The 16,826-nt window shown below is 72.2% G+C and carries 6 protein-coding genes and 1 pseudogene; all 7 read left to right on the top strand.

Annotated features, from left to right (window positions below; all coding sequences use genetic code 11):
- Positions 1–458, top strand: a pseudogene (locus tag QP089_RS43745) (L-rhamnose isomerase); the annotation flags it as partial.
- A 52-nt stretch (positions 459–510) separates the two neighbouring features.
- Positions 511–2,559 carry a bifunctional aldolase/short-chain dehydrogenase gene (locus QP089_RS43740; protein ID WP_285920470.1) on the top strand — a complete coding sequence of 683 codons (2,049 nt, stop codon included), beginning with the start codon at positions 511–513 and terminating at the stop codon, positions 2,557–2,559.
- A 79-nt stretch (positions 2,560–2,638) separates the two neighbouring features.
- Positions 2,639–4,060: an L-fucose/L-arabinose isomerase family protein gene (locus QP089_RS43735; protein ID WP_285920469.1), complete on the top strand. Its 1,422-nt coding sequence runs from the start codon at positions 2,639–2,641 to the stop codon at positions 4,058–4,060.
- A gap of 223 nt (positions 4,061–4,283) precedes the next feature.
- Positions 4,284–6,356 (top strand): family 43 glycosylhydrolase, encoded by a 2,073-nt coding sequence (locus QP089_RS43730; protein ID WP_285920468.1) that lies wholly within the window; start codon positions 4,284–4,286, stop codon positions 6,354–6,356.
- A complete protein-coding gene (locus QP089_RS43725) occupies positions 6,357–10,319 on the top strand; it encodes a family 78 glycoside hydrolase catalytic domain (RefSeq protein ID WP_285920467.1) in 3,963 nt (1,320 codons plus the stop codon).
- Positions 10,316–14,074, top strand: coding sequence for a glycosyl hydrolase (locus tag QP089_RS43720; RefSeq protein WP_285920466.1), 3,759 nt, complete (start codon positions 10,316–10,318; stop codon positions 14,072–14,074). The genes QP089_RS43725 and QP089_RS43720 overlap by 4 nt, the downstream gene beginning before the upstream one ends.
- 31 nt (positions 14,075–14,105) lie before the next feature.
- Positions 14,106–16,823 carry a family 78 glycoside hydrolase catalytic domain gene (locus QP089_RS43715; protein ID WP_285920465.1) on the top strand — a complete coding sequence of 906 codons (2,718 nt, stop codon included), beginning with the start codon at positions 14,106–14,108 and terminating at the stop codon, positions 16,821–16,823.
- The last annotated feature ends 3 nt before the right edge of the window (positions 16,824–16,826 follow it).

Below are 16,826 nucleotides of genomic sequence, written 5' to 3'. Positions count from 1 at the left end.
TCGGCGGGTTCGACTTCAACTCCCGCTTCTACGCCGACGACGATCTGATGGTGGGCGCCGCCGACCCGTTCCAGCTGTTCCGGATCATGTACGAGGTGGTGCGCGGCGGCGGGTACGACCCGGAGACCGGCGTGGCTTTCATGCTCGACCAGTGCCACAACATCGAGCCGAAGATCCACGGCCAGATCCGCTCGGTGATGAACGTGCAGGAGGCCACCGCCAAGGCGCTGCTGGTGGACGCCGACGCGCTGCGCGCCGCGCAGCAGTCCGGTGACGTGCTGGAGGCCAACGCGGTGTTCATGGACGCCTACAACACCGACGTGCGGCCGCTGCTGGCGGAGCTGCGCGAGGAGATGGGCCTGCACCCCGACCCGGTCGCGGCGTACAAGGTGTCCGGCTACTTCGAGCGCGTCGCCGAGGAGCGCAAGGACGGCCAGGCCGCGGGCTGGGGCGCATGACCGGTACCGCTGAACGCCACGACCACGCGACACTGCGAAGGGAACAGCACCGATGACCACTCCACCCGAGGTGGAGCAGCTGCTGGAACGGGCCAACACCCTCGGCTCGGACCCGCGCAACACCAACTACGCGGGCGGCAACGCCTCGGCGAAGGGCAACGTCACCGATCCCGTGACGGCCCGCGACGTCGAGCTGATGTGGGTGAAGGGCTCCGGCGGCGACCTCGGCACGCTCACCGAGAAGGGCCTGGCCGTGCTGCGGCTGGACCGGATGCGCGCGCTCGTGGACGTCTACCCGGGCGTCGAGCGCGAGGACGAGATGGTCGCCGCGTTCGACTACTGCCTGCACGGCAAGGGCGGCGCCGCGCCGTCGATCGACACCGCGATGCACGGGCTCGTCGAGGCGGCGCACGTCGACCACCTGCACCCCGACTCCGGCATCGCGATCGCGACGGCCGCCGACGGCGAGGAGCTGACCCGGCGGATCTTCGGCGACCGGGTCGCGTGGGTGCCGTGGCGGCGCCCCGGCTTCCAGCTCGGCCTCGACATCGCCGCGATCAGGAAGGCGAACCCGCAGGCCATCGGCGTGATCCTCGGCGGCCACGGCATCACCGCGTGGGGCGAGACGAGCGAGGAGTGCAAGGCCAACTCGCTCGAGATCATCCGCACCGCGGAGGCGTACATCGCCGAGCACGGCAAGGCCGACCCGTTCGGCGAGGTGATCCACCCGACGCTGCCGCAGGACGAGCGGCGCGCCCGCGCCGCCGCGCTGTTCCCGCTGGTCCGCGGCCTGGCGTCCACGGACCGTCCGCAGGTCGGGCACTACACCGACTCCGAGGCCGTCCTCGACTTCGTCTCGCGCGCCGAGCACCCGCGGCTCGCCGCGCTCGGCACGTCCTGCCCGGACCACTTCCTGCGCACCAAGGTCCGCCCGATGGTGCTGGACCTGCCGCCGGACGCGCCGCTCGACGACGTCAAGGCCCGGCTCAAGGAACTGCACGCCGCCTACCGCGAGGAGTACGCGGCCTACTACGACCGGCATGCCGCCCCCGACTCGCCGCCGATGCGCGGTGCGGACCCGGCGATCGTCCTGGTCCCGGGCGTCGGGATGTTCTCGTTCGGCGCGAACAAGCAGACCGCGCGGGTCGCCGGCGAGTTCTACGTCAACGCGATCAACGTGATGCGCGGCGCGGAGGCGCTGTCGTCGTACGCGCCGATCGACGAGGCGGAGAAGTTCCGCATCGAGTACTGGGAGCTGGAGGAGGCCAAGCTCCGCCGGATGCCCAAGCCGAAGCCGCTCGCGACCCGCGTCGCGCTGGTCACCGGCGGCGGCTCCGGGATCGGCGCGGCCACCGCCCGCCGGCTGGCCGCCGAGGGCGCCTGCGTCGTCGTCGCCGACCGCGACGTCGCCGCGGCCGAGAAGGTCGCGGCGGAGCTCGGCGCGAACGCGCTGCGGGTCGCGGACGTCGCGGTCGCGGTCGGCGCGGACGTCACCTCCGAGGACGAGATCGCCGCGGCCGTCCGGGACGCGGTGCTGGCCTTCGGCGGCGTCGACCTGATCGTCAACAACGCCGGCCTGTCGATCTCCAAGCCGCTGCTGGACACCACCGTCGCCGACTGGGACCTCCAGCACGACGTCATGGCGCGCGGCTCGTTCCTGGTCTCCCGGGAGACGGCCCGGGTGATGATCGAGCAGGGGATGGGCGGCGACATCGTCTACGTCGCCTCCAAGAACGGCGTGTTCGCCGGCCCCAACAACATCGCCTACGGCGCCACCAAGGCCGACCAGGCCCACCAGGTCCGGCTGCTGGCCGCCGAGCTCGGCGAGCACGGCATCCGCGTCAACGGCATCAACCCCGACGGCGTCGTCCGGGGCTCCGGCATCTTCGCCGGCGGCTGGGGCGCCAAGCGCGCCGCCGTCTACGGGGTGGAGGAGGAGAAGCTCGGCGAGTTCTACGCCCAGCGGACGCTGCTCAAGCGCGAGGTGCTGCCCGAGCACGTCGCGGCCGCCGTCTTCGCCCTCACCGGCGGGGACCTGACCCACACCACCGGACTGCACATCCCCGTGGACGCCGGAGTCGCCGCCGCGTTCCTGCGCTGACCCCTGCGGTCCGCAGTTCGCACGAGCACGCGTGTCCGGCCGCCGCACCCTGACGGCCAGGTAACAGGAAGGAGCAGGCATGGCAGGCAACACCGGGGCACCGCCGCCCGTGAAAGTGGGTCTCGTGGCCGGCGGGCTCGGCGCGTACTGGCCGCAGTTCCCCGATCTGCTGCCGCAGCTGAAGCGGTCGGCCGAGCGGGTGTCGGAGCGGATGCGCGGGCTCGGCGCCGAGGTGGTGGACGTCGGGTTCATCTCCGACGCGCAGGAGGGCGCCGCGGCGGCCGAGAAGCTGCGCGCGGCCGGCTGCGACATCATCGTCGGGTTCCTCACCACCTACATGACCGCGACGATGCTGGTCCCCGTCGCGCAGCGAGCCGACGCGCCCGTACTGCTGATCAACCTGCAGCCGACCGAGTCGATGGACCACGCCACCTTCGACACCGGGCAGTGGCTCGCCTACTGCGGCGCGTGCCCGCTGCCGGAGATGGCGAACGCGTTCGCGCGGTGCGGCGTCCCGTTCCGCTCGGTCTCCGGCTACCTGGAGGACGAGCGGGCCTGGGCGAGGATCGGCCGCTGGGTGCGGGCCGCCGGGGTGCGCGCGGCGCTGCGGCGCGGCCGGCACGGCCTGATGGGCCACCTGTACCCGGGCATGCTGGACGTCTCCACCGACCTGACGCTGGTCAGCGCGAACTTCGGCGGCCACGTCGAGGTGCTGGAGTTCGACGACCTGCGGGTGCGGGTGGAGAAGGTCACCGACGCCGAGACCGCCGCGAAGAAGGCGGAGGCGGAGAAGATCTTCGAGCTGGACGCCTCCGTCAACGACGACGACCTGACCTGGGCGGCGCGCGTGTCGGCGGGCCTGGACCGGCTCGTGGAGGACTTCGAGCTGGACAGCCTCGCCTACTACCACCGGGGCCTGGACGGCGAGGTCCACGAGCGGCTCGGCGCCGGGATGATCCTCGGCGCGTCGCTGCTCACCGCACGCGGGATCCCGGCGGCCGGCGAGTACGAGCTGCGCACCTCGCTCGCCATGCTGATCGCCGACCGGCTCGGCGCGGGCGGCTCGTTCACCGAGCTGCAGGCGCTCGACTTCCATCGGGGGCATGTCGAGATGGGCCACGACGGGCCCGCGCACCTGGCGATCAGCGCCCGCCGGCCGCTGCTGCGCGGCCTCGGCGTCTACCACGGCAAGCGCGGCTACGGCGTGTCCGTGGAGTTCGACGTCAAGCACGGCCCGGTCACCGCGTTCGGCGTCATCCAGCGCCGCGACGGCCGGTTCGCGTTCGTCGCGTCCGAGGGCGAGACCGTGGACGGCCCGCTGCTGCAGATCGGCAACACCACGTCCCGCGTCGACTTCGGCTGCGACCCCGGCGAGTGGGTCGACGCGTGGAGCGCGACCGGCATCTCCCACCACTGGGCCCTCGGCACCGGCCACCGGATCGCCGACCTGAAGGCCCTCGCCGACCTCCTGGAGATCGAACTGGTCACCGTGAACCCCTGACCCCGCCGCCACGAATGACACGGCCGACACGACCAGCACGACCCTGACGGACTCGAACTCTCTCTAGGCGCGATCGGGGGATCCGTCCCTAGGCGATGACGAGCGCAGGCCCGTGACCGTGCGTCCCCGCCCGCACGGCCACGGGTTCTGTTCGGCATGCCCGCAAACGGACGACGCGCCGCCTCCCACCCCACCGCGCAGCCTCCGAGAGGACGCCACGTCCATGCGCACCATCCCCCCACTCCGGTCGAGGCGAGGCCGCGCCGTCGCACTGGCCGCGATCTTCGCGCTGCTGCTCGGCGCGCTCGCCGCCCTGCCCGCGCAGGCGGCGACCGTCTCCCAGATCACCAACTACGGGCCGGACGGCGAGCAGACCGTCCGGTTCGACACCGACGGCAACGCGGTCGACGCCCACGACGGCGCGATCCAGCGGTTCGGCGACACCTACTACCTGTACGGGACGAGCTACGACTGCGGCTACCAGTGGACGGTCAACAGCACGTTCTGCGGCTTCAAGGTGTACTCCTCGCCCGACCTCGTGCACTGGACCGACCGCGGCTACGTCGCCAAGGCCCGCTCCTGCAAGTTCTGCTTCCGCCCGCACACCGTCTACAACAAGGCGACCCGCAAGTACGTGATGTGGGTGAACGACCAGGAGGCCGCGGACAAGTTCCGCGTCTACACCGCCGACCGGCCGACCGGCCCGTTCACCGAGCAGCCCGTCCCGGACCTTCCGGCGGGCACGCACTGCACCGCCGACCTCGACGTCTTCGTCGACGACGACGGCACCGGCTACCTGGCGTGCAGCAACGCCGGATGGCACATCGCCGTCATCCAGCTGACCTCCGACTACCTGCGCGCCGCCGGCCCGTACGACGTGACCGGCGTGACCCGCGTCGAAGCGCCGTCGATCTTCAAGCGGAACGGCACCTACTACCTGACGATGTCGGACCCGAACTGCGGGTACTGCACCGGCACCGGCACGTCCTACCTCACCGCGAAGAGCCCGCTCGGCCCGTGGAAGGGCCGCGACGCCTGGACGGTCGAGGACGGCGCGCTCACCGCGCGCGGCGGCCTGTACGGGCTGTCGCAGCAGGGCGAGGACTGGTCCGACTACACCTTCTCCTTCGACGTCGCGCCGCTGCCGACCACGTCGGGCACCTCGGCGCAGGCAGGGTTCTCCGTCCGGATGAACCAGGACGACCACGGCTACCTGTTCCTGCTGACGGGCTCCGGCACGGGGAACGGGAAGCTGAGCGTGCTGCGCCGCGCCGGCGCCACCACCGCCAGCCACGTCGTCCAGCTCTCCAAGCCGATCGTCGCGGGGGAGTGGCACCACGTCGCGGTCACCGCGTCCGGCTCCACCCTCACAACGTCGATCGACGGCGTGCAGGTCGACAGCTACACCGACGCCACGTACCCGGTCGGCAAGGTCGGGTTCCGCGAGTGGAACGGCGCGAACCTGGAGTCGGCGAAGTTCGACAACGTGCACGTGACCTCGGCTTCCGGGCAGGAACTGCTCGCCGACGACTTCTCCGGTGACCTGTCCAAGTGGGTCGTCCCGACCGCCGGGACGAGCGTCACCGCGGACTCCTGCGGCGGACAGCCCGCCCAGGTCGCGACGCTCCGCCAGCGGCACGGCGCGCCGATCTACCTGTACTTCAGCGACCTGTGGGACTTCCACACCAACGAGGCGCTCGCCAACTACCACTGGCAGCCGCTCACCTTCGGCGCCGACGGATCGATCGACCCGATCAAGTGCGGCAACTCCACCGTCCGCCTCGACCCCGGGCATCCGGGACGGCAGGCGGCGATCCCCGGCCTCGACCAGAGCAGCGGCGTCACCGGCTTCCGCACCGGCTGCGACGTCGCCGGGAACGTGCGGCGCGAGCAGTCGTTCACCGCGGGCCGCGGCGGCCGCCTCGCCTCCGTCGCCGTCACCGCGTTCAAGGACGGCACCGAGCAGGGCCGCGTGGAGCGCACCCCGCCGTCCGAGCCGCTGACCGTCGAGGTCACCGACGGGACCAGGACGCTGTGGTCCGGATCCGTCCCGGCCGAGCAGATCGGCTGGTCGGCGCGGAACGTGACCGTCCACCCGGGCATCCGGGTGCGGCGCGGCGCGCACTACACCGTCCGGATCTCCTCCACCACCGCGACCGGCTGCTACGGCGTCGCCTACAAAGACCACGACCCGTACCGGGGCGGCGCGTCCGCCGTCAGCCACGACGGCGGCGCGGCCTTCACGCCCGAGCCCGGCCGCGACCTGAAGTTCTTCACCACCGTCCGGGGAGCCTGAATGCGCACGTCCGCGACACGCGTCGCCCTGCCCGCCGCGTTCCTGTCCCTGCTCGTCGGCGCCGCCGGCACGGTCCCGGCGCGCGCCGACGCGGCCGACCTGCGCGCCTTCGGGCTGCGCACCGACGCGCTCGACGCCCCGCTCGGCATCGACGACACCACGCCCACGCTGAGCTGGCGGCTCACCGCGCCCGGCCGCGACGCCGCGCAGGCCGCCTACCAGGTCGAGGCCGCCACCTCCCGGGACGGGCTCGGCCACGCCGACCTGTGGGACTCCGGCAAGGTCTCGTCCGGCACCGCGAACGCCGTCTACCGGGGCGCGGCGCTCACCTCCCGCCGCCAGGTGTGGTGGCGGGTCCGGGTCTGGGACGGCTCCGGACGGGCGTCCGGCTGGAGCAGCCCGGCGCGGTTCGAGATGGGCCTGCTCGGCAAGGACGACTGGTCCGCGAAATGGATCACCGACGACCGGTGGCTGAACCGGGCGCCGAGCCCCGTCACGGTCGACCTGCCCGCCGGGACGAAGGCCCGCTACCTGCGGGTCGACGTGTCGAAACTGGGCCTGCCGATCGCCGAGGGCGGGTCGCTGGTGTCGCGGCTGCAGCTCGCCGAGATCGAGGCGCTCGACGCGTCCGGGACGAACGTGGCGAAGGGCGCGAAGGTCACCGCGTCGGAGGTCCGCGAGTATCCGGGCAAATGGATGCCGGAGTTCGTCACCGACGGGTCGCTCACCACGCAGAAGGCGCCGTTCGGCTACACCAGCAACGCCTACGGCGCGCAGGACCCCGGCCACCACATCTGGCTGCAGCTCGACCTCGGCGCCGCCAAGGACGTCGCGTCGGTGCGGCTGTATCCGCGCACCGACGTGATGACGAGCGACGGGAAGACCCCGAACTTCCCCGTCGACTACACCGTGCAGACATCGGATGCGGCGGACGGCCCGTTCACCGTCGCCAAGGCCGTCACCGACCAGGTCCCGCCGCCCGCGTACCAGACGTCGATGCCCGCGCTGCCGCTGCTGGCGCGGCAGTTCTCGCTGAAGAACACCGTCCGGTCGGCGCGGCTGTACATCACCGCGCTCGGCATCTACGACGCGACCGTCAACGGCAAGCCGGTCAGCGACGCCGTCCTGGAGCCACCGAACACCGACTACAAGAAGCGCGTCGAGTACGCGGCCTACGACGTGACGAGGCTGCTGCGGCGCGGCGGCAACGCGATCGGCGTCCGACTCGGCAACGGCACCTACAACGTCGCCGCGACCAACGACCGCTACACCAAGTACGTCGGCGCGCAGGGGCCGCCGAAGCTGCTCGCGCAACTTGAGGTCACCCTCAAGGACGGCACGACCGCGCGCGTCGCGACCGATGCGTCCTGGCGCACCGACCTCGGGCCCACCACGTTCAGCCAGTGGTACGGCGGCGAGGACGAGGACGCCCGGCTCGCGCAGAAGGGCTGGGACGGGCCGTCCGCGGACCTCGCGTCGTGGAAGCCTGCCAGCGAGGCCCCCGACCCCGGGATCGCGCTGACCGCGCGGACGTCTCCGGCGATCGTCCCGGTCGGGACGCGCAAGACCGTCAAGGTCACGCATCCGGAGAAGGACACCTACGTCTTCGACCTCGGCGAGAACATCGCCGGCTGGCCGCAGCTGCGCGTGCGCGGGAAGCGCGGCGAGAAGCTGACGATCAAGCCGGGCGAGCGGCTCGGCGCGGACGGCCTCGTCGAGCAGGGCACGATGATCGCGGGCGGCGCGCAGAACCCGCCGGTCATGGACACCTACACCCTCGCGGGCGGCGGCACCGAGACCTGGCACCCCCGGTTCGTCTACCACGGCTTCCGCTACGTCCAGATCAGCGGCCTGGACGCGGCGCCGTCCGGCGACATGGTCTCGGCGGCGATCCTGCGCGCCGGGAACGCCTCCGCGGGCTCCTTCGACAGCTCCGACCTGCTGCTCAACGGCATCCACAAGATCATCGACCGGGCCGTGCAGGGCAACATGATGTCGATCCTCACCGACTGCCCCGACCGGGAGAAGCTCGGCTGGCTGGAGGAGGACCAGCTCGTCCAGGGCTCGATCACCCGCGGCTACGACGTCGCCGCCTACTACCCGGCGCTGCTGCGGAACATGGCCGAGGCGCAGACCGCCGAGGGGCTCGTCCCCGACATCGCGCCCGCGTACGTGACGTTCTCCGGCGGCGTGTGGGACGACCCGAACTGGGGCAGCGCGATCATCCTGTCCGCCTGGCAGCACTACGTGACGTACGGAGACGCGAAGCCGCTGCGCGACTTCTACCCGAACATGCAGCGCTACCTGGACTACCTGACGTCCAAGGCGAAGGGAAACCTGCTCGACTACGGCCTCGGCGACTGGGCCGCCGTCGACAAGACCACCCCGCGCGGGGTCGCCGCCACCTACGGCTACCAGCGCAGCGCCACCGCGCTCGCGAAGATCGCCAAACTGCTCGGCAAGGACGACGACTCCGCCAAGTACGGCAAGCTCGCCGGTGACATCGCCGACGCCTTCAACGCCAAGTACCTCGACACCGGCAAGCACACCTACGGGTCGGGCAGCCAGGCCGGGGACGCGTTCGCGCTCGATCTCGGCATCGTCCCGGCCGACCAGAGGCAGGCCGTCCTCGACCACCTCGTCTCCACGATCAAGGACGACGGCTACCACCTGACGGTCGGGGAGATCGCGCTGCCGTCGGTGTTCCGGACGCTGTCGGCGGCTGGCCGTGACGACGTCGTCCTCGCCGTCGCGCAGCAGGTCACCAACCCCAGCTACGGCTACCAGGTGGTGCACGGCGCGACCGCGCTCACCGAGTACTGGGACGGCCCGACCGGCTACGGCTCGCAGAACCACTTCATGCTCGGCGCGATCGACGAGTGGTTCGGCGCCGGCCTCGCCGGGATCCGGCAGGCCGACGACTCCATCGCCTACGGCAAGCTCGTGATCCGGCCCGCCGTCGTCGGCGACCTCACCCACGCCTCGTCGTCGTACGACACCCCGCGCGGGAAGGCGTCCAGCGCGTGGCGCCGGTCCGGGCACGACCTGCGGCTGGACGTGACGGTCCCGCCCGGTGCGCCCGCCCGCGTCGAGGTCCCGCTGCTCGGCGCGTCCGGCGCGAAGGCCCCGGCGGGCGCGCGCTCGCTCGGCGTCCAGAACGGGCACGCGGTGTACGAGGTCGGGTCGGGATCGTGGACGTTCACCGTCCGCACGCCCGACGCCGTCCAGCAGGACCGCACGCAGCTCGCCGTCGAACCGCCGTTCGGCGTGGACATCCCGGTGACCGGCGGCGCGGCCACCGACGCCCGGTTCCGCGTGACGAACCTGGAGCGCCGCTCCGTCACCGTCCCGGTGAAGGCGACCGCGTCGGCCGGGTTCACCGCGTCCGCCCCCGCACGGGTCACGATCCCGGCGGGCGGCTCCACCGAGATCCCCGTCGAGGTGAAGGGCTCGGGCGCGGACGGGACGAAGGGCACCGTCACCGTCACGGCCGACGACGAGACCGCGACCGCCCCGGTCCTGGTCACCGGGAACCTCGTCCGCTCCGCGACCATGACGGCGTCCAGCACCCACAGCGGGTCGTCGCCCGCATGGGCCAACGACGGCGGCACCGACTCCGGCGTCTGGCTGAACGGCGTCGGCGGCTGGAACGACGACACGTCCAAGACCTTCCCCGACACCCTCACCGCGACCTGGAAGGACCCGCAGAAAATCGGCCGGGTCAAGGTCTACACGCTCGACAGCGCGAGCAGCCCCGCGTCGAAGTCCGGCCTGCGCGACTTCGACGTCCAGGCGCAGGTGAACGGCGAGTGGACGACCGTCGCCACCGTCACCGGCAACACCGCCGGGACCGTCGAGAAGACCTTCGCGCCCGTGTCGGCGTCCGCGCTGCGGCTGCTCGTCCACGACTCCAACGACCACAACTACAGCCGCGTCATCGAACTGGAGGCGTACACCTCATGACCCGCTCCAAAGTTCGGCCGACGGGCGGCGCTCGCCGTGCCTCGGCGCGGCTGGTCGCCGTGCCGGTGGCGGCGCTGCTCGCCGTGTCCGGTCTCGCGGTCGTCGAGGCGGCGGAGGGCGCGGAGTCGTTCGGGCCGACCGTGCCCGCCCTGACCCGCGGCACCTTCGCCGACCCGCCGGCGTCCGTCCGGGCCAAGTACCGCTGGTGGCAGCCGCTGGCCTACACCGACGACAAGGAGCTGGCCGCCGAGCTCGACCAGATCAAGAAGGCGGGCGGTGGCGGCGCCGAGGTCGCCCCGTTCAACGTCGAGGGCACCGGCAACAACACGCCCGAGTTCCTGAAGACCTACGGCTGGGGCACCCCGCTGTGGGCGCAGAAGACCCGGACGATGCTGGCCGCGGCGAAGGACAAGGGCCTCGGCCTGGACCTCACCATCGGCCCGCGCTGGCCCGCGACCGTCCCCACGGTCGACGACGTCAACGACCCGAGCGCCCAGCAGCAGATCGTCTTCTCCTACGAGTTCCACAAGGGCGGCACGAGCAGGTCCGGTGAGCTGCCGACCAACTTCAACGTCGCACCGCCCGCCGGGGCGAAGAAGACGCTCGTCGCCGCGCTCGTCGCCAAGTGCTCCGACGCGGCCTGCGGCGCCTCGTCCAGCGCGCCTCGGATGCTGGAGCGGTCGAGCGTCACCGACGTCACCGCGAAGGTGGACGCGCAGGGCGGCCTCTCCGTCGACTTCCCCGGCGACGACAAGAGCAGCTACGCGCTGATCGCCTTCTACCAGACGCCCAGCGGGCAGTCCCTGTCCGGCTACACCGCGACCGGCACCAACTACGCGCTCGACCCGTTCAGCGAGGCCGGCGCGAAGGCCACCACCGACTTCTACGACAAGAACATCCTCACCTCCGACGTGCGGAAGCTGCTCGCCCGGATCGGCGAGACCGACCTGTTCGAGGACTCCCTCGAACTCGGCACCACGCAGAAGTGGACGTCGCAGCTGGTCGACCAGTGGACGAAGCTGCGCGGCTACTCGCCGGTCGACGTGCTGCCCGCCCTCGCCGGCGCCGGTGACCAGGGCATCACCGACAGGCCGTTCTTCGACTTCGGCGACGGCGTCGGCGCCCGCGTCCGCACCGACTACCGGCAGACGCTCAGCGACCTGTACATCCGCAACCGCCTCGACGTGCTGCGCGCGTGGGCGCACAAGCACCACATCAAGACCCGCATCCAGCCGTACGGCATCCCGGTGGACGTCTCCGAGGCCGCCTCGCACATCGACGTGCCCGAGGGCGAGTCGCTGGCGTTCGGGCAGTCGGTCGGCGCCTACAGCAACGTGCAGGACTACCGCGTGGTCGCCACGGGCGCGCACCTGTCCGGGCAGCCGGTGGTGTCGGACGAGTGCTGCGCGTTCTCCGGTTCGGTGTGGGGCTCGACGGCGGGCGCCGGATCGGACGCCTCGAACCTCCAGGCCGTCTACCGCGGCTTGGCCGGCGGCGTGAACCAGGTCGTCTGGCACGGCTTCCCCTACCTGAGCAGGGGACCGGCGGGCGCCGGGCCGCAGTCGGCGTGGCCCGGCATGACCTACGGCGGCAACACCTCCTACTCGGAGGCATGGGGCGACAAGGGCGGCCCGAACTGGGCCGACTACCGCGCGATCAACGACAACCTCGCCCGGATGCAGCTCGTCCTGCGGCAGGGCAAGCCCCGCTTCGACCTCGCCGTGTACTGGCAGGACTTCGGCATGAACGGGACCGGCACCACCGGGTCCGGGTCGAACAAGCTGATCCAGGACTCGTCGGCGCTGGCGTCGGCCGGATACACCTACGAGTACCTCAGTCCGGCGCAGCTCCAGCGCAAGGACGCCTCCTACTCGCACGGCGCCCTGTTCGGCGACGGCTCCGCCTACCGCGCGGTGCTGCTGAAGGACCAGAAGACGATGCCGCTGGCCGCCGCCGAGAAGCTGCTGCGGCTGGCGCGCCAGGGCCTGCCGGTCGTGATCGTCGGGGACGTGCCGAGCACGGTGCCCGGCAACGGCGACGCGGGCCGCCAGGACACGAAGCTCACGTCGGTGCTCTCCGAGCTGCTCCGGCAGCGGACCGTGGTGCGGGCGGCGAGCGAGGCCGACGCGCCGGACGCGCTGCGCCGCCTGCGCGTCACCCCGGCCGCGACGCCGCACGACGGCTCGGGCGCCATCCTCGACGTCCGCCGCCAGGCGGGCTCCACCGACTACTACTACCTCTACAACCAGACGAACACCACGACCGCGCAGACGGTCACCCTGACCGGCGACGGCGTCCCCTACCGGCTGGACACCTGGACCGGAAAGATCACCCCGATCACGGACTACACGTCCGGGCACGGCACCGTCACCGTTCCCGTCCGGCTCGCCGGGAACGACGCCACGGTCATCGCGGTCACGCCCCGGCACGACGCCACGTTCCCCGGCCGCCCGGGCAAGCCCGAACGGCCGGGCGGGCAGGGGACGGCGGCCGTCCCGCAGCCGGTGAAGCTGAACGAGTGGTCGCTGTCGGTGGACTCCTGGGGGCCCGGACCGTCCGGCAAGCCCGGCGACACCGCGCACAAGACCCTCGGGCCCGTCACGGTGAAGGCCGGGGAGAACGGCGCGCTGCCCGCCTGGTCGGCGATCTCCACGGCCAACGGCTACCCCGTCGACCTCAAGGACGTGTCGGGCGTCGGCACCTACACCGCGCACGTCACCCTCGACGGCGGCTGGAAGGGCATCGACGCCGCCGAACTCGACCTCGGCACGCCGGTCGACACCGTCCGGGTGAACGTCAACGGGCACGACCTGGCGCCGCTCGACCAGTCCGACCTGCGGCACGTCCAGGTCGGCCGGTACCTGCGGCCGGGCGACAACACGGTCACCGTGCGGGTCGCCTCGACGCTGCTCAACGCGGTCCGGGTCGCGCCCGGCACCGGCGCGTCCTCGCGGGCGCCGATGGACTACGGGCTGTTCGGCCCGCTCACCCTCACCGCGACCGGCGGCGACCGGCCGGTGCTGGCAGCCGAGGCCCTCGAACCCGAGCTGCCGCTGGCGGACGGCGGCTACAACCGCGCGACCGTGCTGGTCACCAACGCCTCGGGCCGCGCGGCCAACGTGACCGTCGCGGCGTCGGCCGCCGACGGGATCACCGCGACGCCGCAGCAGGGCAAGGTCACGGTTCCTGCGGGCGGCTCGGTGACGGTGCCCGTCGACGTGCGCGACAAGGGCGTCTCGTCCGGCACCAGCACGCTGAAGGTGACCGCGCGCAGCGACGCCGGACCGTCCGCCGAGACCGCGGTGACGCTGCGGCACTCCGGCGACCTGGCGCTCAACCCGGGCGGGGCGCCGTTCCCGCGGGTCGTCGCGGACGCAGGCCAGGACCGCTACCCGGCCAAGCTCGCCGTCGACGGCTCGGCGAGCACGTTCTGGGTCTCGTGGGGCCGCGCCGCCGGCCAGGGGCCGACCGCGCAGAACCCGGTGCGGTTCGGGCTCGACTTCGGCGCGCCCGTCGAGATGGGCTCCGTCGTCGTCGGCGGGCGCTCCAACTACGGGCCGCGCGACTACACCGTCCAGGTCTCCCAGGACGGCCGGACGTGGCGCACCGTCGCCACCGCCGCCGACACGCCCAAGGAGGGCGGGACGACGACGTTCGACAAGGTCAGCGCCCGGTACGTGCGCATCGAGGTCAGCAGGAGCTGGGACTCCACCAACGCCAACGTGCAGATGAGCGGCTTCTCCGTACGGCCGTAGCGCCGCTTTCCCCCACTGGAGGTTCTTCCTCATGATCCGTTCCAAGGTTCTGCTCCTCGCCGCCGCCGGAGCCTCCGCCGCCGTCGTGGCGCTGCCCGGCACCGCGCAGGCCGCGTTGAAGGCGGGGCACGCGCCGCTGTCCCCGGTCGGCCTCACGGTCGGCGACCAGGCCCGGCCGCTGAGCGTGGAGGGCGCGCCGCAGTTCGGGTGGCGGCCCCGCGACGTCGACCCCGGCGAGGTCCAGTCCGCTTATGAGATCGCCGTGCGCGACGCGTCCGGGAAGAGCGTGTGGGACAGCGGCCGGGTGAAGTCGGGGGGCCAGGAGTACGTCCCGTACGCGGGCCCGGCGCTGGCGTCCGAGGCGTCCTACACCTGGAAGGTCCGCACCTGGGACCGGACCGGGAAGGCATCGCCGTGGTCGCGGCCCGCCTCGTTCGACACCGGGCTGAGCGACGGCCAGTGGGGCGCGTCCTGGATCCGCCGCACCACCACCGAGTCCGACGACTACACCCTGGCGCGCAAGGATTTCACCGTGGGCGCGTCGCCGGTCGTGCGGGCCCGCGTCCACATCTCCGCCGACCAGCAGTACGACCTGCGCCTCAACGGCGCGACCGTCGACCGGGGGCCGGCGTTCGAGTACGCCGACGACCTGTACTACAAGACCGTCGACGTCACCTCGCAACTCAAGGCGGGCGGCGACGCGACGCTCGGCGCGGTCTACCACTGGTACGGGTCCGGGCAGGGGAGGCCGAAGGGCGAGCCGGGGCTGCTGGTCCGGCTGGTCATCGACCACGCCGACGGCACCCGGCAGGTCGTCGTCAGCGACGGCACCTGGAAGGTGGCGCGCGGCCCGTGGAAGACGGCTCCGCGCCGCAACGGCGACGGTGGCGACTGGGTGGAGGACATCGACGGCACCGCCGAGCCGCTCGGCTGGGACCGGCCCGGCTTCGACGCCTCGTCCTGGGCGGCCCCGCAGGTCGTCGGCGCGCACCCGACCGCGACGTTCAAGCACGTCCATGGGCAGGAGACGTCGCTGGCCTACCAGACCGTCCACCCGCTGAAGGTGACGAAGCTGGCGTCCGGCGCGCTGGTCGCCGACTTCGGCAAGGTGATCCCGGCGGTGCCGGTCGTCCGGTTCCGGAACGGGACGGCCGGGCGGCACGTCGACATGCACGCCGGATACCTGCTCGCCGACGACGGCACGGTGTCGCGTTCCAAGGACGACAACCAGGACACCGACCTCACCTACGGCTACACCCAGCGCGACGGCGACCAGACGTTCCGCGCCTTCACCTACGAGGGGTTCCGCTACTTCGAGATCGGCCCCGACTCGGGCGTCGACCCCGACGACATCTCGGCCGTCGTCCAGCACAACTCGGTCGACCGGACCGCGACCGTCCGCACGTCCGACCAGGGGGTGAACGCCGCCTACGACATGATGGCGCGGTCGGCGCTGTACGGGTCGCAGTCGCAGTTCCTCGACACCCCGACCCGCGAGAAGGGCCAGTTCCTCGGCGACGCCGTCGACACCTCGACCGCCGCGATGGGCGCGTTCGGGGAGCGGCGGCTGACCCGGCAGGCGATCCGCGAGTTCATCGCCTCGCAGGCCCGCTACTGGCCGGACGGGCGGCTCAACTCCGTCTACCCGAACGGCGACGGCAAGCGCGACATCCCCGACTACACCGAGATGTTCCCCGGCTGGGTGTGGGACTACTTCCAGCAGTCCGGCGACGCGACCACGCTCGCGCAGGCGTACCCGGTGATGAACGCGGTCGCCGGCTACGTCCGCCGCTACATCGACTCGGGGACGGGCCTGGTCACCAACCTCGAAGGCGGTTCCGGCCAGTACAAGTACGGCATCGTCGACTGGCCCGCGACCATGCGCTACGGCCACGACATGGACACCGCAGCGCGGACGGTCATCAACGTGCTCGGCGTGGACGTCCTGAACGCCACCGCCCGCGCCGCCGACGCCCTCGGCAAGTCCGACGAGGCGGCGGCGCTGCGCAAGGAGGCCGGCACCCTCACCGGCAACATCAACGCCAAGCTCCGCCGCACCGACGGCGTCTACATCGACGGTCTCAAGAGCGACGGCAGCCAGAGCACGCACGCCTCCCAGATCGCCAACGCGTACGCGCTCGCCTACGGTGTCGCGCCCGCCGAATCGCGGGAGGCGATCGGGTCCTACATCGCCGGGCTCGGCATGCAGATGGGCCCGATGACCGCGCACCGGCTGCTCCAGGCGCTCGACGGCACCGGCCGTACGGGGGATGTCGTCACCCGCCTCACCGACACCAAGGGGCCTGGCTGGGGCAACATCCTCGCGCGCGGCGGTACGTTCACCTGGGAGTCGTGGGACGCGCCGGAGACCGGGCAGAGCTTCTCGCACCCGTGGGGCTCGACGTCCCTGGTCGACGTGCAGCGGTCGCTGCTCGGCGTCACCGTGACCGCCCCGGCGTCCGCGTCGGTCCGGATCCGGCCGCCGCTGTCCGGTCTGAGCGGCGCGACGGGCACGATCCCGGTCCAGCGCGGTGATGTCGGCGTCCAGTGGACGCGGCGAGGGAACGGCATCTCGCTCTCGGTGAACATTCCGGTCAACGTCACGGCCGAGGTTCACGTCCCGGCGCGGTCGGCGCGCGACGTCCACGTGTCCGGGCCGGGCGGCGCCCGCTTCGTCGGCATGCAGGGCGGCTACGCGGTCTTCCAGGCCGGGTCCGGCCGCCTCGCCTTCCACTCCACGCACGCCTGAAAG

Source organism: Actinomadura opuntiae (assembly GCF_030283205.1).
Classification (GTDB): Bacteria; Actinomycetota; Actinomycetes; order Streptosporangiales; family Streptosporangiaceae; genus Spirillospora.
Note: the sequence above shows the minus strand (reverse complement) of the source record. Positions and strands in the feature narration are given on the sequence as shown.

Coding starts and splice junctions, on each gene's coding strand:
- QP089_RS43715 (WP_285920465.1), top strand. CDS start 14,106: ATGATCCGTTCCAAGGTTCTGCTCCTCGCCGCCGCCGGAGCCTCCGCC.
- QP089_RS43720 (WP_285920466.1), top strand. CDS start 10,316: ATGACCCGCTCCAAAGTTCGGCCGACGGGCGGCGCTCGCCGTGCCTCG.
- QP089_RS43740 (WP_285920470.1), top strand. CDS start 511: ATGACCACTCCACCCGAGGTGGAGCAGCTGCTGGAACGGGCCAACACC.
- QP089_RS43725 (WP_285920467.1), top strand. CDS start 6,357: ATGCGCACGTCCGCGACACGCGTCGCCCTGCCCGCCGCGTTCCTGTCC.
- QP089_RS43730 (WP_285920468.1), top strand. CDS start 4,284: ATGCGCACCATCCCCCCACTCCGGTCGAGGCGAGGCCGCGCCGTCGCA.
- QP089_RS43735 (WP_285920469.1), top strand. CDS start 2,639: ATGGCAGGCAACACCGGGGCACCGCCGCCCGTGAAAGTGGGTCTCGTG.